The organism is Conexibacter sp. CPCC 205762 (genome assembly GCF_030646155.1).
Lineage (GTDB): Bacteria > Actinomycetota > Thermoleophilia > Solirubrobacterales > Solirubrobacteraceae > Conexibacter.
Genome location: NZ_JAUTDN010000013.1, coordinates 15,675 through 35,869 on the forward strand (window position 1 = coordinate 15,675; position 20,195 = coordinate 35,869).

A 20,195-nucleotide genomic window follows, 5' to 3' on the forward strand; every position below is an offset into this window, starting at 1 on the left:
GCTCTCGATCTCCGATCGGGGCGCGCAGTCCTCCGCTTGCCGTCGTTGAGTGCGTCGCCAGGCAGCAGGCACCGCGGTGGTCGCAGTACACGTCCAACAGAGGAGACAATCCATGAAGTTCATCAAGCGCGGCGCCGCATTGGTCGCCGCCGCGGCCGTCTCGGCCGTCGTCTTCGCCGCGCCCGCGGCGGCGACGATCACCCCGAATCCCTACAGCACAAGAGCGGGAACGGGCACCTTCACCACCATATCGTCGCTCGGCAACGGCTCCTGCAACCTCAGCGGGATCAACGCCTCGGCGACCGGCGCCAGCGGTTCTGTGACCGCGTTCACCGCCAGCGGTTGTAGAGGCACGATCACCGCCGCGAGAAAGAGCAGCGACATAACGATAAGCTCAAGCCTAACGACCGGGGTCGCGACGGCTGCGGTCTCGCTCCTAGTCACGAACATCCTCGGCGGCACCTGCCTATACGCCGGCACGATGACCGGCAGACTAACGAGAACGTCGACGATCACGCTGACGGGCACCATCCCGCTGACCTTGACGCTAGGCGGTATCTGCACGGCGAGTGCCGACTCCAGCCTCAGCGTCACCCTCCCGGGCGCGACGTTCGGCTGAATCGAACATTCGGTAGCGTTGAATTCGTAACGCGTTAGATGTGTCAAGTGGGGGCCGCGCCGTGAGGTGCGGCCCCCGTTCGTCATGGAGTGGAGTCACCGTCGGTGTCGCGTGCTAGAGAAACGTTCGCATTTGTCTTCGTCGAGGGGCTCTATTACTCTCGAACGAAGCAGTTCGCAAATGACGGCTGGGTCGCGGCGGTCGTGCGGCGGCGCCCAGGGCTGGGAGGAGAGGACGAGAATGAGGACACGAACGGGCCGCCGGCACTTTGCCGCGGCTGTCGTCGGTGCGGGCTTCTGCGCGCTTGCGGCGGGATCGGCGGCGCAGGCGGCCGATCGCGCATACGAGCTGGTGACGCCGCCCGGCAGCTCGGGCAAGGTGCTGCCCGGAAGCGGCATGGCGACTCCGAGCGGCGACGTCGTCTGCTTCGACGCCGAGAACGCGCTCGCGGACGCGCCGGTCAACGGCGAGATCGCGCCGGACGGCTTCTGCTCGCGGCGGACGCCGACAGGCTGGGAGACCCAGTGGGTCACGGGCCCGGCGGTCGCCGAGCCCAGAGGCGGCTACGGCGCGGCGGTCTTCTTCGTCTCTCCAGACGGCAGCCGCGCGGCGTTCGGAACCGACAAGGGGATCTCCCCCGATTGGGGCGGCGATCCGCCCGGCCAGGTCGCGCCCGGCACGCAGAGCGCCTACCTGTGGGAGGGCGGTGGCGCCCCGCGGTGGCTCGCCCCCACGCCTGACCCGATCAAGGACCCGAACGTCGATCGCAACCCGATCGCGGCCTCCGACGACGTCAGATACGGCCTCTTCCAGAGCGGCCTGAGACTCGTGCCGCAGGACACGAACTCCGACGTCGACGTCTACGAGTGGACGCCGAACGGCATCCGGCTCGTGTCGAGGGACGCCAACGGAGCGGCGGCCGGAGGCGAGGTGCCACGCGGCTCCAGCTTGGGGCAGGCAGGCGTGATCTCTCGTGACGGCTCGCGCGTCTTCTTCCAGCACGTCGGTCCGCTGCTCGGCTCCGAGCCGCTCGCCCAGAACGTCTTCATGCTGGACGGCGACGAGCTCCGCGACGTCTCGCCGCGGCGCGGCGGCGACGTGCCGGGCGACGTCATCTTCGTCGGCGCCACCGGCGACGGCGAGACCGTCTTCCTGCAGACGAGCGAGAGACTGACGCCGGAGGCGAAGGAGGCCGGCAACGCCGTCTACCGCTACGACGTCGCGAGCGACAGACTGACGCTCGCCGCGACCGATCCGATGGGCGCGAACTTCCTCGGCTTCTCGGCTGACGGGTCGACGCTCGTCACCTACACCGACGCCTGGGACCTGCAGGTCGTGCGCGACGCCCAGACGTTCACGCTCGGGGCGCTCGACGCGCTCGACATCTTCGACTACTACACCGTCGGCAGCCCCGCGGTCGACTCGCGCGGGCTGAGAATCGCCCCGGACGGCAGCTCGATCGCGTTCAGCTCGCTCGGCTCGTTCGACGGCGAGGCTGCGACCGGCTACAGACAGGTCTACCGCTGGACACCCGCCGCAGGAGTGCAGCGGATCTCGGCGACGCCGGGCGGAGCACCCGCCGCCGGCGACGCGAACATCGGCAACTGGTCGGTCGCGTCGGGCGTCAACCCGCGCAACGTCGGGCTCGCCAACACGCTGCGCAAGAACCCGCAGCTCGGCCGCGTGATCGCTGACGACGGCAGCGTCTTCTTCGAATCGGCCGAGCAGCTCGTCCCCGCCGACGTCAACGCCTACGTCGACGTCTACGAGTGGCGCGACGGCGTCGTGCGGCTGATCTCGCCCGGCACCCAGCGCGCGAACGCGCTCTACATGGACAACTCGGACGACGGCAGCACGGTCTTCTTCGTCACGAGCGCGCGGCTGATCCCGGAGCTCGACCGCAACGACGTGGCCGATCTCTACGCCGCCCGCGTCGGCGGCGGCTTCCCGCTGCCGGCGACCCCGCCCGCGTGCGAGGGGGATCGCTGCCAGGGCCCGCTCGCGACGCCGTCTGCGCCGCAGACGCCCGGGACGAGCGTCTTCGAAGGGCCCGGCGACGAGCTCGACCCGGCCCCGAAGGTCGCGCGGCTCACGGTCACCGGCTTCACCGCCAAGCAGCGCAGAGCGTTCGCCCGCAGCGGCCGGATCGTGCTGCGCGTGCGCGCGAACGAGCGCGGTGTCGTCACCGCGACCGGCAGAGCGAGAATCGGGCGGCGCACGGTCCGCGTCGCGCGCTCGGTCGCGGCCGTCAGAAGCGGCGGGACCGCGCGGCTCTCGCTGAGCCTCTCCCGCCAGGCGCGTGCCGTGCTGAGATCGAGAAGGAGACTGCGCGTGACGATCACCGTGGCGTACTCGGAGTCGGCGACGACCGTCCGCCGGGAGGTGACGCTGCGTGGCTGATCCGCGTCTCACCTCACGCTGGGGCGTCGCGCTCGCGCGCGCTGCGGCCGTCGTCGGCGTCGGCGCGGCGCTGATCGCCGCCGGCAGCGCGCCGGCGCTCGCCGACGGCAACCTCTGGCTCGATCCGGAGCAGTTCGCGCTGGAGTCGTTCGACACCGGCACGAGCAGTCTCCAGGTCGGCGGCCACCCGGATGTCAGCACGACGTTCGGCTTCCGCAACGAGCTGATCAGAGGCCCCTTCTATCCGATAGTCCCGCCCGAGCCGGTGTCGTACGGCCGCGTCAGACGCGTCGAGATCGACATGCCGGTCGGCCTCGTGGGCAACCCGACCGCGTTCGACGCCTGCTCGGTCGACCGGTTCCTGTCCGAGGAGCCGTGCCCGGCGCGCAGCCAGGTCGGCGTGACGGACATCATGGCGGCCGGCTTCTTCGGCCAGAGATTCACCGACTCGGGGATCTTCAACCTCGAGCACGGCCCCGACGAGCCGGCGCTGCTCGGCATCAAGCCGAACCCGGCCCTCTACGCCTTCATCAGAATCAAGGTGAAGCCGGACGGCGGCCTGACCGCGATCGTCGACGAGCTGCCGCTCGCGCATCCGCTGATCGCCAACTCGGTCACGCTGTGGGGGGTGCCGGCGGACAGCAACCCCGCCAACGCCGCGAGAGACTGGCCGCGCGTGCCGTTCATGACGGCTCCGACCGAATGCGGCACCTACGCCACGACGACGCTGCGCGCGTACTCGTACGAGGGCAAGGAGGTCACCGCGACCGACACCCTCGACGATCCGGGCGAGAACTGCGATCGCGTGCCGTTCGCGCCGACGATGTCGGCGAAGCCGACGGCGCGCGAGGCGGCCGCGCCGACCGGGCTCGACGTGCGCATCGCCGTGCCGCAGAACGACCTCCCCGACGGCGTCGCGACCGCGCACGTCAGAGGCGTGAAGATCGTGCTGCCCGAGGGGATGACGCTGTCGCCGTCGTCGGCGAACGGGCTCGTCGGCTGCGCGCCCGCTCAGTTCGGCTACAGAACCGACAGCGCGGTGACCTGTCCCGACGCCTCGAAGATCGGCGGCGTCTCGATCAAGTCGCCGCTGCTGAGCGAGCCGTTGACCGGCTCGGTCTTCCTCGCGAGACAGAACGACAACCTGTTCGGCTCGCTGGTGGCGCTGTACATCGTCGCCGAGGGCAGCGGGGTGCAGATCAAGCTGGCCGGGCGGACCGATCCCGATCCGGTCAGCGGACGCCTGACGACGACGTTCGAGGACAACCCGCAGCTGCCGTTCGAGCAGTTCGACCTGTCGTTCAAGAGCGGGCCGCGGGCGCCGCTGACGAACCCGCGCGTCTGCGGGACCTACCAGTCAGAGACGTCGATCACCGGCTGGACCGGCAGAACCGTCACGGCGACGACGCCGATGACCGTCGACCAGGACTGTCAGCCGGTCGGCTTCGCGCCGGGCTTCCAGGCCGGTACCGCGAACCCGGTCGGCGGCGCCTCGTCGACCTTCTCGCTGACGTTCGCTCGCGGCGACCACGATCAGGAGCTGCGCGACCTGACCGTCGACCTGCCGCCGGGCCTGACCGGCAAGATCGCCAGCGCCGACCTCTGCGCCGACGCGGCGGCCGCCGCCGGCGCCTGTGGCGAGGGCTCGCGCGTCGGCACCGTCACGACGACGAGCGGGCCGGGCGCGACGCCGTTCCAGCTGCCCGGCCGCGCGTACATCACCGGCCCGTACAAGGGCGCGCCGCTCGGGATGGCGTTCGTCGTCCCGGCCGTCGCCGGGCCGTTCGACCTCGGCACGGTCGTCGTGCGGGCGGCGATCTTCGTCGACCGCCGCGACGCCTCGCTGCGGATCGTCTCCGACCCGCTGCCGCGGATCCTGCAGGGGATCCCGCTGCAGATCCGCGCGGTCTCGGTCGCCGTCGACAAGCCGGGCTTCATGCTCAACCCGACGAGCTGCTCGGCGAAGCGGATCGACGGCGTCGTCGGCTCCCAGCAGGGCGCCGCCGCGGCCGTCGGGTCGCGCTTCCAGGTCGGCAGCTGCGGCCGTCTGCCGGTGCGGCCGGCGATGACGCTGGCGGTCGGCAGCAGAGGCAAGACGGCGAGAGGGAGACGGACGCCGTTCACGGCGACGCTGACCCAGCCCGCCGGGCAGGGCGGCCTGCGCTCGGTCGAGGTGACGCTGCCGAAGGTGCTCAACTCGCGCCTCGACGTCGTCAACAAGAGAAGAGCGTGCACGCTCGAGCAGTTCCAGGCCGACAGATGCCCGATGCAGGTCGGCACCGGCACGGCGGTGACGCCGTTGCTGCGCGACCCGCTCACCGGGCCGGCCTACTTCGTCTACACGCCGGACCGCAGACTGCCGGATCTCGTCGTGCGGCTGAGAGGTCTCGTCGACGTCGACCTCGTCGGCAAGGTCACGATCACGCCCGACCTGCGGTTGCGGACGACCTTCGACACCGTCCCCGACGTGCCGGTGACGAAGTTCAGACTCGCGCTCGCGAGCGGTTCGACGAACGGCCCGATCGGGGTCGTCGACGACCTCTGCGGCGCGAAGGCGCGGAGTGCGAGAGCGACGCTCGCGTTCGTCGGCCACAACGGCAGACGGCGCGACGCCGCGCAGAAGCTGAAGATCGGCGGCTGCGCGGCCAGAAGAGCGTCGAGCAGAGCGAGAGCGAAGAAGCGGGCTCGCTGAGCTGACGGGACGGCGCCCGTCGCGAGACGGGCGCCGTCGTGCTCAGTGGTCGGCGACGGTGCCGTCGGGGTCCGACAGCGGCAGGCCGGCGTCGACCCAGGCGACGATCCCGCCGGTCATGTTGCGGGCGTCCCAGCCGGAGGCGCGGAAGGCGTCGGTCGCCATCTGCGAGCGGCCGCCGACGCGGCACTGGAAGACGACCGGGCGGTTGGGGTCGAGCTGCTCGGCGGCGGTCATCAGCTCGCCCAGCGGGACGTGCTTGGCGCCGGCGATCGAGCCGGCCTCGAACTCGTGCGGCTCGCGCACGTCGACGAGCTGGATCGAGTCGTCCTCCGCGAGCAGCGCGTGGACCTCGGCGGGAGTGTGTTCGGTGGGACTCGACATGACCAGCAGGATAGTCGGCGCAGGCCATGGCCGACCGGGGTAGGCTCGCGGGCGTGTGGCGCAACTGGGCAGGCGACGAGAGCTGCCGGCCGCGGGCGATCGAGCGGCCCGGCTCGGTCGCGGAGGTCGCGGCCGCGCTGGAGCGGGCCGACGCCGCCGGCGAGCGGGTGCGGGTCGCCGGCTCGGGCCACTCCTTCACCGACGTCGCCTGCAGCGACGGGCGGCTGCTGACGCTGGAGCGGATGGATCGCGTGCTCGACGTCGACCGCGCCGGCGGGCGCGTCCGCGTCGAGGGCGGGATCACGCTGCGGGCGCTCAACGGGGCGCTCGCGGAGCACGGGCTGGCGCTGGAGAACCTCGGCGACGTCGACGCGCAGACGATCGCGGGCGCGATCTCGACCGCGACCCACGGCACCGGCGCGCGGCTGCCGAACATCTCCGCGCAGGCGGAGGCGGTCGAGCTGGTGCTGGCCGACGGCACGACGCGCGAGCTGAGCGCGCGCGACGCCGACCTCGATCCCTATCTGGCGGCGCGCGTGGGGGTCGGGAGCCTCGGCGTGGTCAGCGCCGTGACGCTGCGCTGCGTGCCGGCCTTCACGCTCCACGGCGTCGACGCGCCGGCGCCTCTGGAGCAGACGCTGGAGCGGTTCGACGCGCTCGGCGCCGCCAACGACCACTTCGAGTTCTACGTCTTCCCCTACACGCGCACGGCGCTGACGCGCACCAACAACCGCGTCGAGCAGCCGCCGGCGCCGCGCTCGCCGCGGCGCGCCTGGGCCGAGGACGTGCTGCTGACCAACCACGCCTTCCACGCCTTCTGCCTCGCCGGCCGGGCGGCGCCGCCGCTGATCCCGCAGCTCAACCGCGCCGTCACGCGACTGGCCGGCGGCAGCGAGAAGCGCGACCGCAGCGACCGCGTCTTCGCGACCAGACGGCTCGTCCGCTTCACCGAGATGGAGTACGCGCTGCCGCGCGGCGAGACGACGACCGCGCTGCGGCGGGTGCTGGAGCTGATCGAGCAGCGGCGGCTGCGCGTGCCGTTCCCGATCGAGGTGCGCCAGGTCGCCGCCGACGAGGCGCTGCTGAGCCCGGTCCACGGCCGCGACAGCGGCTACATCGCCGTGCACATGTTCCGGGGAATGGAATGGCGCCCGTACTTCCGCGCCGTCGAGCAGATCATGGACGAGCACGGCGGGCGCCCGCACTGGGGCAAGCGCCACTTCCAGACGGCGGCGACGCTGCGGACCCGCTATCCCGCCTGGGACCGGTTCCAGCAGGTCCGCGCGACACTCGATCCGGGCGGTCGCTTCGGCAACGCCTACAGCGACCGCGTGCTCGGGCCGGTCATGGCGCAACCGCCCGCCGCGCAGGCGATCTCGACCTGAAGCCGAACCCTCGACCTGAGGGTTAGAGAAACGTCTTTCCCTCACCGCGATACGTCGGCACCGTCTCGACGACGCGATCGCCCTCGATCAGATGCAGCGCGGCGAACCGCTCGCACAGCTCGCCGGCCTTCGCGTGCCGCATCCAGACGCGGTCGCCGACGCGCAGGCCGTCGGCGGCGGCGCCGAGCAGCGGCGTCTGCACCTCGCCGGCGCCCTCCTGGCGGTCGAGCCGCAGGCCGGCCGGCAGCAGCGGGCGGGGGAGGCGGGCGCGGTCGGCCGGGCCGGAGGCGAGATAGCCGCCGCCGAGCGCGGTCGCGACGCCGCGGCCGGGCCGGCGCACGACCGGCAGCGCGAACAGCGCCGCCGGCAGCGGCGAGAAGCGCGTGTAGGCGTCGAACAGCGTCGGCCCGTAGAGGCCCGATCCGGCCGCCAGCTCGGTGATCGCGGGCTCGGCGGCGGTCAGCTCGAGGCTGCCGGTGCCGCCGCCGTTGACCAGCTCCAGCGGCGCGACGGCGCGCACGGCGGCGACGATCTCGGCGCGCCGTCTCGCCAGCTCGCGCGCCGAGGCGCGCTGCATCGCCTGCACCGCCAGCGCTCTCAGCGGCGCCCCGGGCGGCTTGTCGCCGACACCGGCGATCTGCGATTCGTACGCCATCAGCCCGACCAGCCGGAATGCCGGCCGTGCGGCGATCGCCCGCGCCAGCGCCGCCGCCTGCCCCGGCGTGTGCAGCGGCGAGCGCTTGGCGCCGATGCGGATCCGCCCGCCGAGCGGCCGCCAGCCGGCGTCGACGTCGATGCAGAGCCGCAGCGGGCGCGGCTCCGTCCCGCCGGGCGTGCCGGCGATCACCCCCTCCAGCCAGTCGAGCTGGGCGACGTCGTCGACCATCAGGGCGATCCCGGCGTCGTCGTCGCGGGCCGCGAGGGCGCGGACGGCGGCGCGGTCGGCGGTCGGGTAGGCGACGACGAGGTCGCGCAGCCCGTTGCCGGCCAGCCACAGCGCCTCCGGCAGGGTGAACGCGAGCGTCCCGCGGAAGCCGTCGTCGGAGGCGAGCGTCCGCTCCAGCAGCGCGCGGCAGCGCAGCGACTTGCTGGCGAGGCGGATCGGACGGCCGCCGGCGCGGCGCAGCAGGTCGGCGGCGTTGCGACGGAAGGCGTCGAGGTCGACGACCGCGAACGGCGGGTCGAGCGCCGCGGTGGCGCGGTTCAGGCGCGCCAGCTGCGCGTCCGGGGCAAGCGGCCGCGCGCCGGAGGCGGGCGCGTCGCGCCGTGGGGAGGAGTCCTGCACGGCGGCGACGATAGCGGCCGGGCGCCCGCTTGGGGTCATAAACCGTTTTTCCAAAGCGTTATGAACGCGGTTTGAGCGGGGTGCGCTTCATGACGCGCGCGCACGCACGCGATGCGTCCAGGAAAGGGCCCCTCGATCCATAACGGGTCGACATCGCGCCGCATCCCTTGCTAGCCTGCTCGCGTCGTTCAAGAACCCAGCCGAATCCCCAGCGTCGCAACCGCCGGGGAGCGGGGGAACCAGCGAGTCCCGACCCTGGGGCTCACGGGGCGAATCGTCGTAAGGGATACGACGTAGCGCTGCTCTTTCTGCGCGAGCCCGTCAGCTAACCCCGCAGGCGCCCGAAAGAGAAGGGGTTGCACCTTGTCGTTCACTGCTGTGCTGTCTGTCAAGCGTTGTGCTGCGGTTGGAGTCGCAGCGCTTGCGGCCGCGCTGCTCGTTCCATCCGCTTCCTTCGGCGCCTCGCTGGGGAGACGCACGCTGTCGCAGGGCATGTCGGGTCAGGACGTCCGAGTCCTGCAGGACTACCTCACGAGAGCGGGCTTCTCGACTCCGGTCGGCGGCGACTTCGGTCCGATCACGCTCGGCAACGTCAAGAAGTTCGAGAAGCGCTACGGCCTCACCGTCGACGGCGTCGTCGACTCCGCCTTCGTCACGAAGATCCGCGGCGTCGTCGAGCCGAACACGAAGGCGAAGCCGAAGAGCAAGACCCGCGCGAAGAGCACCGGCATCGGCCGCCACCTCGGCGACCGCACCCTCAAGAAGGGCATGACCGGCCAGGACGTCCGCGTCCTGCAGGACTACCTCGACCGCGCCGGCTTCACGACCACGGTCGACGGCCAGTTCGGCTCCGGCACGCTGAAGCTCGTCAAGCGCTTCCAGCAGACGCAGGAGCTGCCCGTCACCGGCATCGTCGACGCGCAGACGGTCACCGTCCTGCGCAGAATCGGCGACGCGTCCAGCGCCGGCAGCGGCAGCAACGTCGGCGGTGCCGACTTCGACATGACGACGGTCGACGCGCCGATCGGCAGAGCGAAGCTGCTCGCCAACGGCCTCGCCGTCGCCCCGGCCGACGCGCCGCAGGCGGTCAAGGACGCGATCGAGGCCGGCAACGAGATCGCGACCAAGCCGTACGTCTACGGCGGCGGCCACGGCAAGTGGATCGACCGCGGCTACGACTGCTCCGGCTCCGTCAGCTACGCGCTCTACAGAGCGGGCCTGCTCGACGAGTCGATGCCCTCCGGCTCCTTCATGAACTGGGAGGCGAGCGGCAGAGGCAAGTGGATCACCACGTACGCCAACGGCGGCCACATGTACATGGTCATCGCCGGCCTCCGCTTCGACACCAGCGGCGCCAACCCGTCGCGCTGGCAGTCGGACATGCGCTCCAACTCGGGCTTCACGGTTCGTCACCCGGCCGGCTACTAGGCCTCAGCCACTTCACCCGCTGCGTCCCGAGGGGCCGCGCCGCATAGACGGCGCGGCCCCTCGGTCGTTCCGGTCCGTCGCGGGACGCGACGGCTGTCGCGCCGGGGAGATAGGTGACCGTGCTCGTATCGGGGCTGGCGGCGACGACGCCGGAGTAGCATCGCCCGCATGTCCGCACTTGCCGATGCCTACGCCCTCACTGACGAGCAGCGTGATTTCCGCGACACGATCCGCCAGGTCGCGCAGGAGCGCGTGGCGCCGCGCGCCCGCGACATCGACCTCAGAGCCGAGTACCCCTGGGACCTGCGCGAGCTGTTCGCGGAGCTGAACCTGTTCGGCCTCCCGTTCGAGACCGAGCACGGCGGCACCGGCACCGGCGTGCTGATGCTCAACATCGCCGTCGAGGAGATCGCGAAGGCGTGCGCCTCGACCGCGCTGATGCTGATGGTGCAGGAGCTCGGCACGCTGCCGATCAAGCTGTTCGGCTCCGAGGAGCTGAGAAACCGCTTCCTGCCGAAGTGCGCGACCGGCGAGTGGACGCCCGCCTTCGCGCTGTCTGAGCCGGAGGCCGGCTCGGACCCGGGCGGCATGATCACGAAGGCCGTCAGAGACGGCGACGACTGGATCGTCACCGGCACGAAGAACTGGATCTCGAACCTCGGCGTCGCCGACTTCTACATCGTCTTCGCCGTCACCGACCCGAACGCCGGCCACTCGAAGGGGATCAGCGCCTTCGTCGTCGAGAGAACCCGCGAGGGCTTCTCGGTCGGCAACTACGAGCACAAGCTCGGCATCAAGGGCAGCCCGACCGGCCAGCCGATCTTCGACGACGTGCGGATCCCCGCCGAGAACCTGATCGGCGAGGTCAACAAGGGCATGCACGTCGCGCTCGGCACGCTCGACTACTCGCGCCTCGGCGTCGCCGCGCAGGCGCTCGGGATCGCCCAGGGCGCGACCGACTACGCCGCCGCCTACGCGCGCGAGCGCAGACAGTTCGGCAAGTCGATCAACCAGTTCCAGGGCATCCAGTTCAAGCTCGCCGACATGGAGACGCAGACGGCCGCCGGCCGCGAGCTGCTCTACCAGGCGTGCGCGAAGGCCGACCGCGACGACGCCGATCGCGGCAAGTACTCCGCGATGGCGAAGCTCTACAACTCCGACAACGCGATGCGCGTGACGGTCGAGGCGGTCCAGATCCTCGGCGGCTACGGCTACGTCAACGAGTACCCGGTCGAGCGGATGCTGCGCGACGCGAAGATCACGCAGATCTACGAGGGCACGAACGAGATCCAGCGCGTGGTGATCGCGCGAACCCTGCGGTAACACGCACTTCGCGCGGTCGGCTACCGTAGGTGCACGCCCATGCGTGCACCTACGCCCAAGCGCATCGCCTTCGCCGCCATCGTCGCCCTGCTGGTCGGCATCGCGGTCCTCACCCTCTACCAGGGGTTCAGCGAGGACTATCCGATGCGCCTGTTCCAGGGGATCGCGGTCGTCTCCGCCGGCGTGCTCGTGCTGGCGTTCGTGATGTCGCTCGTGACGGGGCCGCTCGCCGGCTGGCGCGACCCCGAGACCGACGAGGAGTTCGACGCGCTCGTCGACCGCAGCGAGAGGCTCGCCAGAGAAGGCTCGTGGGGCGAGGCTGACGACGACCTCTACGGCGACGACGACTACGACGAGGACCTCTTCGACCCCTGGAACGAGGAGGACTTCCAGACGGTCGTGCGGCGCGCGATCGACGAGCTGCCGCTTGAGTTCCACCGCGCGCTGGAGCATGTCGCGATCGTCGTCTCCGACGGCGGCCGCCGCCGCGGCGCCTACGGCCTCTACCACGGCGACACGGTCGCCCGCGACGGCTTCGCCGACCGCATCATCATCTACCGCGACACGCTGCTGCGCGACTTCGGGCACGACACCGAGCTGCTGAAGGCGCAGGTCACGCGCACGCTGCGCCACGAGCTGGCGCACCACCTCGGCTGGGACGAGGACGGCGTGCGCGGGCTCGGGCTGTGACCGGGGCCTCCGCCCGCGTCGGGCGGCTACCCTGGCCGCAGGCCCCCGTGGAGTGAGACCGCCGGGGATGACGATGCCCGTGGAGTGCGACCGCCGGGCACCTCCAGAAAGGAAGCACCATGGCTGAAGCCGTGATCGTCGACGCCGTGCGCACGCCGATCGGCCGCGCCGGCAAGGGCTCGCTGCGCTCCGTGCGCGCCGACGACCTCGCCGCGATCCCGCTGCGGGCGCTGCTCGACCGCAATCCGGGCCTCGACCCGGCGCTGATCGACGACGTGATGATGGGCGCCGCCAACGGCGGCGGCGAGCAGGGCTACAACGTCGGCCGCAACGCGCTGCTGCTGGCCGGCTATCCGACATCCGTCCCGGGCTGCACGCTCAACCGCTTCTGCGCCTCGTCGCTGCAGACGCTGCGGATGGCCTTCCACGCGATCGCCGCGGGCGAGGGCGACGTCTACGTCGCGGCCGGCGTCGAGGCCGTCTCGCGCGCGGAGGGGGCGGCGGTGCCGTTCCACCCGCAGCTCGACGGCTCGCCGGGCTCGCTGATGAACGTCTACATCCCGATGGGCCTGACGGCCGAGAACGTCGCCGAGCGCGAGGGCGTCACGCGCGAGGAGCAGGACCGCTGGGCGGTCATCTCGCAGTCGCGCGCGGTCGCCGCGCAGGCCGACGGCCACTTCGATCGCGAGATCGTCGCGGTCGAGGTGCCCGAGCACGTCGAGACGACGCCGGAGGGCGAGGAGGTCACGGTCGCCGCGGCGACGGTGACGCGCGACGACGGCCCGCGGCCGGGCACGACGGCGGAGAAGCTGGCGGCGCTGAAGCCGGTCTTCAGAGCCGACGGCACCGTCACCGCCGGCAACGCCTGCCCGCTCAACGACGGCGCGGCGGCGGTGCTGGTCACGAGCGCCGAGAAGGCGGCCGAGCTGGGCCTCAAGCCGCGCGCGCGGATCATCGCCTCCGCCGTCGGCGCGCTGGAGCCGGAGTACATGGGCCTCGGCCCGATCCCGGCCGTCCGCAAGGTGCTCAAGCAGGCCGGCATGTCGATCTCCGACGTCGACGTCGTCGAGCTGAACGAGGCCTTCGCCGCGCAGGTCGTCCCCTGCCAGCGCGAGTGGGGCGTCTCCGACGAGCAGCTGAACCCGTTCGGCGGCGCGATCGCGCTCGGCCACCCCTTCGGGATGACCGGCGCGCGCATCATGACGACGCTGCTGAACGACCTCGAGACGCTCGACAAGACGATCGGCCTCGAGACGATGTGCGTCGCCGGCGGCATGGGCCAGGCGATGATCGTGGAGCGCTTGAACTAGCGCGGAGGCATCCGCAGCGCCCCGTCGAGGCGGATGACCTCGCCGTTGAGCATCGCGTTGTGCGCGACGTGGACGGCGAGGGATCCGAACTCGGCGGGGTCGCCGAGGCGCGAGGGGAACGGGACTGCGCGGCCCAGCTCGGTGCGGGCCGGTTCGGGCAGCCCGGCGAGCAGCGGGGTGTCGAAGGTGCCGGGGGCGATCGTGACGACGCGGACGCCGTACTGCGCCATGTCGCGCGCCGCGGGCAGCGTGAGGCCGACGATGCCGCCCTTGGAGGCGGCGTAGGCGGTCTGGCCGATCTGGCCGTCGTAGGCGGCGATCGAGGCGGTCAGCAGGCAGAGGCCGCGCTCGCCGCCGGCGTCGGGCTCGTTGCCCTTCATCGCCTCGGCCGCGAGCCGCAGCACGTTGAAGCTGCCGATCAGGTTGACGCCGATCACGCGCGCGAAGGCGTCGAGGCCGTGCGCGCCGCGCTTGGAGACGGTCCGCTCGGCATGGCCGACGCCGGCGCAGCAGACCGCGATCCGCAGGCCGCCGGCGCTCGTCGCCGCCGCGCTCGCGACCGCCGCGGCGACGCTGTCGGCGTCGGTCACGTCGGCGGCGGCGAAGGCGGCGCGCTCGCCCAGCTCGGCGGCCAGCGCGGTGCCGCGATCTGCGTCGCGGTCGGCGATCGTCACGTGCGCGCCGGCGGCGTGGAGGGCGCGGGCGGTCGCGGCGCCGAGGCCGGAGGCGCCGCCGGCGACGAGCGCCGCAGTGTTCTCGATCTGCATCCGCGCGAGGCTAACGAGCCCGCGGCCCGAGCGACTCCGGCAGAGCCCGTCTCCGCGCGCCGCCACGCGCGCACGCCCGCCCGCCGCCGCCCCGCGCCGCCGCCGGAACCCACATTCCGCCTTGCACCGGAAAGCAGGTGAGTGAAGTTGCTGTCGTTATTCGACCGTAACTTCACGCGGCTCCCGCTGGAGCGCGTCGGCGGCCTCGGCGAGCGGCGCTTCGAGGCGGCGCAGCGCCGCGAGGTGCTGATGCGCCCACGCGAGCGCGACGGTCGCGGGCAGCGGCGGGGCGGCGGTGGCGGGCGGGGCGTGCGGCGGGGCGGCGGGCGGCTGCGGCGCGGGCGCCGCAGCACGGTGCTCGATCGCCTGGCCGAGCGCGCGCAGCCATGCGCTCAGCTGCTCCAGCTCCCGTTCCAGCGCGAGCCGTCCCTGCGCCGCGCCGGCCGCGGTGCCGTCGGCGGCGGTGAGTGGCAGCAGCACGCGGCCGCTGCGGAGCGAGTGGGCGGTGCGGCGTACGCGGCCGCTGCCGGCGACCAGCCGGGTCAGCTCGCCGAACCGCTCCCGCGCGGTCCCGCCCGGCTCGGCGAGGCACTGGCGCAGCGCGTCGTCGAGCCGCCGCGCGTCCGCGACCGAGGCGGCGATCGCGTGGGCGAGGGCGGCATCGCGATCGACGGCGGGCGGCGCGCTGGGGGCGGGCGCCACACCGTCGACGGCGGGCGGCGCGCTGGGCGGCGCTGACGCCGGGCTCGGCGCTGGCGTGGCGCCGGGGGTGCGCGCGGCGGCGTCGCCGAGGCGCTTGCGGACCGTCGCGTCGAGCACCGCGGCGCTGCTCGCGTACGCCGTCGCGAGGCTGTCGCGCAGGACGGCGGCGGCGCCGCGCGGCCACAGCAGCAGGCCGACCGCGAGGCTGATCGTGCCGCCGATCGCGATGTCCTCGATCCGCACGAGGCCGACCTGCCAGCCGACCGGTCTGATCAGGTTGAAGATCACCAGCACGGCGAGCGAGAAGGCGGCCTGTCCGGCGACGAAGGAGATCGCTCTCGGCGCATAGGCGGCCAGCAGCAGCGCGAACGGCAGCGCGCACCACAGCAGCGTGCGGTCGCCGTCGATCACGGCCACCAGCAGCCCGCCGGCGACGATCCCGGCGAACGTGCCGCCGACCGCCTGCAGCAGCGAGAAGCCGGTGTTGACCGCGCGCGAGCGCAGTGTCGAGACCATCGCCAGCACCGCCCAGAAGGCGTGCTGCAACTCGGCGACCTGGCCGATCGCGACCGCGAGCGAGAGGCCGACCGCACCGCGCACGCTGTTGCGGAACCAGACCGAGCGGGTGCTGGCGTAGGCGGCCGCGAGCCGCCCGGAGGCGACGACCGCGTCGCGGGCGACCTCGACGCCCATGCCGCCGCCGGCCGCGCTGGTCTCCGCCTCTGCCTCGTCGACCTCCGGCACCGCCTCGCCGCGTGCGCGCAGCGCGTCGGCGGCGAGGTGCCAGGCCGCGTACGACAGCATCCGCAGCGCGAACGCCTGCTCCAGCGCTCGCTCGACCTCGCCCGCGCCGGCCGGCGCGTTCTCGATCGCGTCGAGCAGGGCTGCGCCGAGGGCTGCGCGCGCTGCCGCGAGACGGGCGAAGTCGGGCTGCGAAGAGCCGCCGTCGAGGCGGTCGGCCGCCGCCGTCAGCAGCGCCGCGACGGCCCGCTCCAGCTCGGCCGTCTCGGTCGGGAAGCGCAGATCGGCGCGCGCCGGCGGCGGGGCGTGCGCGGCGAACTGCGCGAGCCAGTCGAGGTCGTCGACCAGCGCGGCGAGGGCCGCCGCGCGGCCGCTCGCGCCGGTCGGCCGGTACGGGGTCGCGTAGAAGCGCTCGCGCAGCTGCGCGGCCGCGGCCAGCGCCGCTTCACGGGCTCGCGCGAAGGCGTCGGCGCCGGCCTCGCCCGCCGCGTGAGCCGCGCCCGCGGCGTGAGCTTCGCGCCCCGCGTGAGCCGCGCCCGCGGCGTGAGCTTCGCGCCCCGCGTGAGCCGCGCCTGCGTCCGGCGGCGCGCCCGCGTCGATGCCGTCGACGCGCGCCGTCGCGAGCGCGGCGAAGGCGTGGCAGGCGGCGGCCGCGGCCGCGTGCAGGCGGTCGCGTGGGCGGGTCGGCCACAGCAGCAGCAGCGCCGGGATCGCGAGCGCCGCCGCGACGCCCCAGCCGAGCAGCCGCGACGGCAGCTCCGACAGCGGTGCCGGGATCGCGACCGACAGCACGAGCACGAGGATCGCGGAGGTCGAGCCGGCGGCGAAGCTGCCGCCGAGCACGCCTGAGAAGAGCGCGAGGAAGCCGCAGGCGGCCGTCGCCGCGACCGCCGGCAGCAGCTCGCGCGAGCAGGCGGTGCCGATCGCGGTCAGCGCGGCGCCGGCGAGCGCGAGCAGCAGGTAGGAGCGCAGCCGGTCGCCGCGCGTTCCGCCGAAGTCGGCGAACAGCAGGAAGGCGAAGCTGCCGAAGATCGCGAACGCGGCCGCCGGTGGATCGTCGAGCGGCCCGAGCGTCAGCGCGAACGCGACCGAACCGACGAGCGCGAGCCGGGCGGCGTTCTCGAGCGCGGTGCGGCGGGGCGTCGCTGGCACGTCCGCGATCCTACGTCACGCCGCACGCTGCGGGGCGGCGGCGCGTCACGCGGGTGAGCGGGCGGCGCCGACGCGTCACGCGGGTGGGCGGCGGCGCGTCACGCGGGTGAGCGGGCGGCGGCGGCGCGTCACGCCGGTGGGCGGGCGGCGCCGACGCGTCACGCCGCCCGCGGGGCCGCGGCGCGACGGCGTCAGTCGCGGACGCGTGCGGCGAGCGAGAGGGCGTGGCGGCCGTCGTCGTCCTCGAACCACTCGTCGAGCCGCAGGCCGGCGGCCTCGAAGTCGTCGGCGACCCGCGCGCGCGTGAACTTGGCGCTGATCTCGGTGCGGATCTCCTCGCCGGCCGCGACCTCGACGCGCAGATCCAGCGCGCCGACCAGCACCGACAGCGGCCGCAGCGCGCGCAGCCGCATCTCGATCCACTCGTGCCGCCGGTCGAAGAAGGCGACGTGGGCGAAGCCGTCGAGTGGGAAGTCGGCCTCCAGCTCGCGGTTCACGACCGCCAGCACGTTGCGGTTGAAGTCGGCGGTGACGCCGGCGCTGTCGTCGTAGGCGGCCTCCAGCGCCTCGACCTCGGTCACCAGGCCGGTGCCGAGCAGCAGCCGGTCGTCGGGCCCGAGCAGCTCGCCGATCTCGCGCAGCAGCCGCCGCCGCGAGCCGGGCGGGAAGTTGCCGATCGTGCCGCCCAGCAGCGCGACGATCCGCGGCTCGCCCTCGCGCGGAGAGGGGATCTCGCCGAGGTGGCGCTCGAAGTCGCCTACGACGCCGTGCACCCGCAGCCCGCCGTACTCGCGCACGAGCGCCTCGGCGCTGTCGCGCACGACCGACTCGGCGACGTCGAACGGCACGTAGCGGCGCAGCGTCCCGCGGCGCTCCATCGCGCTCAGCAGCACGCGCGTCTTGGCGGCCGTGCCCGAGCCCAGCTCGACCAGCTCGGCGGCGCCGCCGCCGACCGCCGCCAGCGCGTCCGCATGGCGCTCCAGCAGCCCGCGCTCGGTGCGCGTCGGGTAGTACTCCGGCAGCTCGCAGATCGCGTCGAACAGCTCGCAGCCGCGCTCGTCGTAGAAGTGCTTCGGCGGCAGCTCCTTGAACGGCCGCGTGAGGCCGTCGAGCACGTCGTCGGCAAGGCCGCGCTCGTGCGCCGCGTCGAGATGGGAGTCGATCCGGATCGTCGGGTCGACCAGCGGCAGGGGGGTCATCTAGATGTCCTTTGCGATCCGGAAGCCGGCGAAGATCTGGCGGCACTGCGGGTGGTCCCAGTTGCGGAACGGGGCGGTCGCGACACGCGTCCGCGTCGCCCACGAGCCGCCGCGCAGGACGCGGAAGTCGCCGCCGAAGAAGACCTCCGAGTACTCCCTGTACGGGTAGGCGGAGAAGCCGGGATAGGCGTCGAAGCGGCTCGCGGTCCACTCCCAGACGTCGCCGATCATGCCGAGGCAGCCGCTCGCGGCCGCGCCGTCGGGATAGGAGCCGACCGCGACGGTGCCGTAGCGGCGCCAGTCGACGTTGGCGCGGCCGTGGCCGTCGCCCTCGCCCCACGGCGCCTCGCGCTTGGCGCCGGTCGCGTGGTCCCAGGTCGCCGCCGTCTCCCACTCCGCCTCGGTCGGCAGGCGCGCTCCGTGCGCGCGGGCGAAGGCGTCGGCCTCGAACCACGAGACGTGCACGACGGGCGCGTCGGGGTCGAGCGGGACGCGGCGATCGAGCCGCCGCTCCAGCCACGCGCCGTCGCCGTCGCGCTCCCAGCCGGCCGGGTGCTCGATGTCGTACTCCTGCTTCCACGCCCACGCCTCGCGCGACCACCACTCGCGCCGCTCGTAGCCGCCGCCCTCGACGAACGTCAGGTAGCTGGCGTTCGTGATCGGCGTGAGGCCGATGCGGTAGCCGCGCACGTCGGTCGCGTGGCGCGGCCGCTCGTTGTCGTAGGCGAAGCCGTGCTCGGCCGCGCCCAGCAGCACGCGCGCGGCCGGCAGCTCGACCAGTTCCAGGCCGCCGGCGCCGGGCGTCGCACCGGCCCGCCCGCCCGGCCGCAGCGGCGGGGCGAGCATGTCGGGCGGGGTCGGCAGCGCGGCCAGCTCCATCGTCTGCAGCATCGTCTCGCCGTGCTGCTGCTCGTGCCGCAGCACCAGCTCGTGGATCGTCGCGTCGGCGCCGCCGCGGGCGAGCTGCGCGAGCGTCCGCTCGCGCACCGCGTCGAGGTAGGCGAGCGCCTCGTCGCGACGCAGGAAGGGGATCTCGCCGCGGTCGGCGCGCGGCGTCTCGAAGGCGTCGTAGACGACCGCCAGGTCAGGCCGCAGCAGCTCGCCGCCGCCGAGCTGGCGGACCGCCCACAGGTCCTCGAACGCGGCGATGTGGCCGAGGTCCCAGACGAGCGGGCTCATCAGCGGCGAGTGGACCGTCTCGAGCGTCGCGTCGTCGAGGTGGGCGACGAGCGCGAGCGTCCGTCGACGCGTCTCCGCGAGCGCTTCCACGATCTGCTGCACGTCGCCCGCGTGGGCTGCCGTCTGGCTCGGCATCGACTTCCAGTCTTTCACTTTGCCACCGAAACCAAAACCTGGAGCGTCGACGCGCCGGTCGGCTGCGTCGTCTTCGCCTCAGCTCGGCGCGGCGGTGTGGTCGACGATCAGCTCGATCTCGGCGCCGTCGTAGTCGATCAGGCTGGCGGGGATCCTCGGCGAGGGGCCGGCGAGCAGCTGCCCGATCGCCCACGCCTTGCCCGCTCCCTCGGCGAGCACGATCGTGCGGCGGGCGGCGCGCAGGGCCGGCAGCGTCAGCGTGATGCGGTCGAACGGCGGCTTCGTGCCGTGGACCGGCAGCACCAGCCTCTCGCGCTCCCCCAGCACCGGGTCGTCGGGGAAGAGCGAGGCGGTGTGGCCGTCCTCGCCGAGCCCGAGCAGCGCGAGGTCGAGCCGCGGCAGGTCGCCGCCGAGCTCGTCGCGCAGCTCCTGCTCGTAGGCGGCCGCGGCGGTCGCCGGGTCGTCCGCCGCGCCGGTCACCGGGTGGACGGTCGGCGGCGGCTGCGTCGCGCCGGAGAGGAGCGTGTCGACGATCAGCTTGCAGTTGCTGTCGGCGTCGTCGAGCGGCACGCAGCGCTCGTCGCCGAACCACAGGTGGACGCCGCTCCAGTCGTGCACGAGGTCCGCGAGCAGGCGGTAGGTGGCGGCGGGCGTGCGACCGCCCGCGACGGAGATGTGGACGACGCCGCGCTCGGCGCGCGCGTCGGCGATCACGGCGGCGACCCGCTCGGCGGTGGTGCGGGCGGCGGCCTCGGCGTCGCCGGCGACGGTCAGTTGGATCATCTGGCAGCCAGTCCTCGAACG

Annotated in this window: 15 protein-coding genes and 1 riboswitch; of the genes, 7 read left to right on the forward strand and 8 right to left on the reverse strand. The window is 73.2% G+C overall.

What is annotated here, in order from left to right:
* Positions 1-210 precede the first annotated feature (210 nt).
* On the reverse strand, positions 211-594 hold the full coding sequence (locus Q7L73_RS12490; protein WP_304715565.1) for a hypothetical protein: 384 nt from the start codon (positions 592-594) through the stop codon (positions 211-213).
* Positions 595-859: 265 nt separating this feature from the next.
* Between Q7L73_RS12490 and Q7L73_RS12495 the strand changes: the two genes are divergently transcribed.
* Entirely contained in the window at positions 860-3,019 is a 2,160-nt protein-coding gene (locus tag Q7L73_RS12495) for a hypothetical protein (protein WP_304693898.1), read from the forward strand.
* A complete protein-coding gene (locus Q7L73_RS12500) occupies positions 3,012-5,711 on the forward strand; it encodes a hypothetical protein (protein ID WP_304693900.1) in 2,700 nt (899 codons plus the stop codon). Before Q7L73_RS12495 ends, Q7L73_RS12500 begins: the two co-directional genes overlap by 8 nt.
* 42 nt (positions 5,712-5,753) lie before the next feature.
* On the opposite strand, the gene Q7L73_RS12505 is transcribed toward Q7L73_RS12500, so the two are convergent.
* Positions 5,754-6,095, reverse strand: coding sequence for a rhodanese-like domain-containing protein (locus tag Q7L73_RS12505; protein ID WP_304693902.1), 342 nt, complete (start codon positions 6,093-6,095; stop codon positions 5,754-5,756).
* Positions 6,096-6,148: 53 nt separating this feature from the next.
* On the opposite strand from Q7L73_RS12505, the gene Q7L73_RS12510 reads away from it, so the two are divergent.
* Positions 6,149-7,480: a D-arabinono-1,4-lactone oxidase gene (locus Q7L73_RS12510; RefSeq protein WP_304693904.1), complete on the forward strand. Its 1,332-nt coding sequence runs from the start codon at positions 6,149-6,151 to the stop codon at positions 7,478-7,480.
* Positions 7,481-7,502: 22 nt separating this feature from the next.
* On the opposite strand, the gene Q7L73_RS12515 is transcribed toward Q7L73_RS12510, so the two are convergent.
* Positions 7,503-8,696 (reverse strand): alanine racemase, encoded by a 1,194-nt coding sequence (locus Q7L73_RS12515; protein ID WP_370552446.1) that lies wholly within the window; start codon positions 8,694-8,696, stop codon positions 7,503-7,505.
* 257 nt (positions 8,697-8,953) lie between these two features.
* A riboswitch (cyclic di-AMP (ydaO/yuaA leader) is annotated at positions 8,954-9,120 on the forward strand.
* 137 nt (positions 9,121-9,257) lie between these two features.
* On the opposite strand from Q7L73_RS12515, the gene Q7L73_RS12520 reads away from it, so the two are divergent.
* The 4 genes from Q7L73_RS12520 (at position 9,258) to Q7L73_RS12535 (ending at position 13,516) form a co-directional block, all read left to right on the forward strand.
* Entirely contained in the window at positions 9,258-10,193 is a 936-nt protein-coding gene (locus Q7L73_RS12520; protein ID WP_304693908.1) for a peptidoglycan-binding protein, read from the forward strand.
* A gap of 168 nt (positions 10,194-10,361) precedes the next feature.
* Entirely contained in the window at positions 10,362-11,516 is a 1,155-nt protein-coding gene (locus Q7L73_RS12525) for an acyl-CoA dehydrogenase family protein (protein ID WP_304693910.1), read from the forward strand.
* Positions 11,517-11,555: 39 nt separating this feature from the next.
* Complete coding sequence (locus Q7L73_RS12530) at positions 11,556-12,206, forward strand: metallopeptidase family protein (protein ID WP_304693912.1); 651 nt, start codon at positions 11,556-11,558, stop codon at positions 12,204-12,206.
* A gap of 119 nt (positions 12,207-12,325) precedes the next feature.
* The gene (locus Q7L73_RS12535) at positions 12,326-13,516 is read left to right on the forward strand and encodes an acetyl-CoA C-acyltransferase (RefSeq protein ID WP_304693913.1); all 1,191 of its coding nucleotides are present in this window, start codon (positions 12,326-12,328) and stop codon (positions 13,514-13,516) included.
* Here the strand turns inward: Q7L73_RS12535 and Q7L73_RS12540 are convergent.
* The 5 genes from Q7L73_RS12540 to pgl all read right to left on the reverse strand — a co-directional run bounded on the left by Q7L73_RS12540 (position 13,513) and on the right by pgl (position 20,174).
* Positions 13,513-14,283: an SDR family NAD(P)-dependent oxidoreductase gene (locus Q7L73_RS12540; protein ID WP_304693915.1), complete on the reverse strand. Its 771-nt coding sequence runs from the start codon at positions 14,281-14,283 to the stop codon at positions 13,513-13,515. The two genes, Q7L73_RS12535 and Q7L73_RS12540, sit on opposite strands and share 4 nt — an antisense overlap.
* A 156-nt stretch (positions 14,284-14,439) precedes the next feature.
* Positions 14,440-16,878 (reverse strand): FUSC family protein, encoded by a 2,439-nt coding sequence (locus Q7L73_RS12545; RefSeq protein WP_304693917.1) that lies wholly within the window; start codon positions 16,876-16,878, stop codon positions 14,440-14,442.
* A gap of 191 nt (positions 16,879-17,069) precedes the next feature.
* Entirely contained in the window at positions 17,070-18,077 is a 1,008-nt protein-coding gene (egtD, locus tag Q7L73_RS12550; RefSeq protein ID WP_304693919.1) for an L-histidine N(alpha)-methyltransferase, read from the reverse strand.
* Complete coding sequence (gene egtB, locus Q7L73_RS12555) at positions 18,078-19,391, reverse strand: ergothioneine biosynthesis protein EgtB (RefSeq protein ID WP_304693921.1); 1,314 nt, start codon at positions 19,389-19,391, stop codon at positions 18,078-18,080.
* Between the two features lie 78 nt (positions 19,392-19,469).
* Positions 19,470-20,174, reverse strand: a complete 705-nt coding sequence (gene pgl, locus Q7L73_RS12560) for a 6-phosphogluconolactonase (RefSeq protein WP_304693923.1) — start codon at positions 20,172-20,174, stop codon at positions 19,470-19,472.
* Between the last annotated feature and the right edge of the window lie 21 nt (positions 20,175-20,195).

Coding starts and splice junctions, on each gene's coding strand:
- Q7L73_RS12495 (WP_304693898.1), top strand. CDS start 860: ATGAGGACACGAACGGGCCGCCGGCACTTTGCCGCGGCTGTCGTCGGT.
- Q7L73_RS12505 (WP_304693902.1), bottom strand. CDS start 6,095: ATGTCGAGTCCCACCGAACACACTCCCGCCGAGGTCCACGCGCTGCTC.
- Q7L73_RS12520 (WP_304693908.1), top strand. CDS start 9,258: ATGTCGGGTCAGGACGTCCGAGTCCTGCAGGACTACCTCACGAGAGCG.
- Q7L73_RS12525 (WP_304693910.1), top strand. CDS start 10,362: ATGTCCGCACTTGCCGATGCCTACGCCCTCACTGACGAGCAGCGTGAT.
- Q7L73_RS12530 (WP_304693912.1), top strand. CDS start 11,556: ATGCGTGCACCTACGCCCAAGCGCATCGCCTTCGCCGCCATCGTCGCC.
- Q7L73_RS12535 (WP_304693913.1), top strand. CDS start 12,326: ATGGCTGAAGCCGTGATCGTCGACGCCGTGCGCACGCCGATCGGCCGC.
- Q7L73_RS12540 (WP_304693915.1), bottom strand. CDS start 14,283: ATGCAGATCGAGAACACTGCGGCGCTCGTCGCCGGCGGCGCCTCCGGC.
- egtD (WP_304693919.1), bottom strand. CDS start 18,077: ATGACCCCCCTGCCGCTGGTCGACCCGACGATCCGGATCGACTCCCAT.
- egtB (WP_304693921.1), bottom strand. CDS start 19,391: ATGCCGAGCCAGACGGCAGCCCACGCGGGCGACGTGCAGCAGATCGTG.
- pgl (WP_304693923.1), bottom strand. CDS start 20,174: ATGATCCAACTGACCGTCGCCGGCGACGCCGAGGCCGCCGCCCGCACC.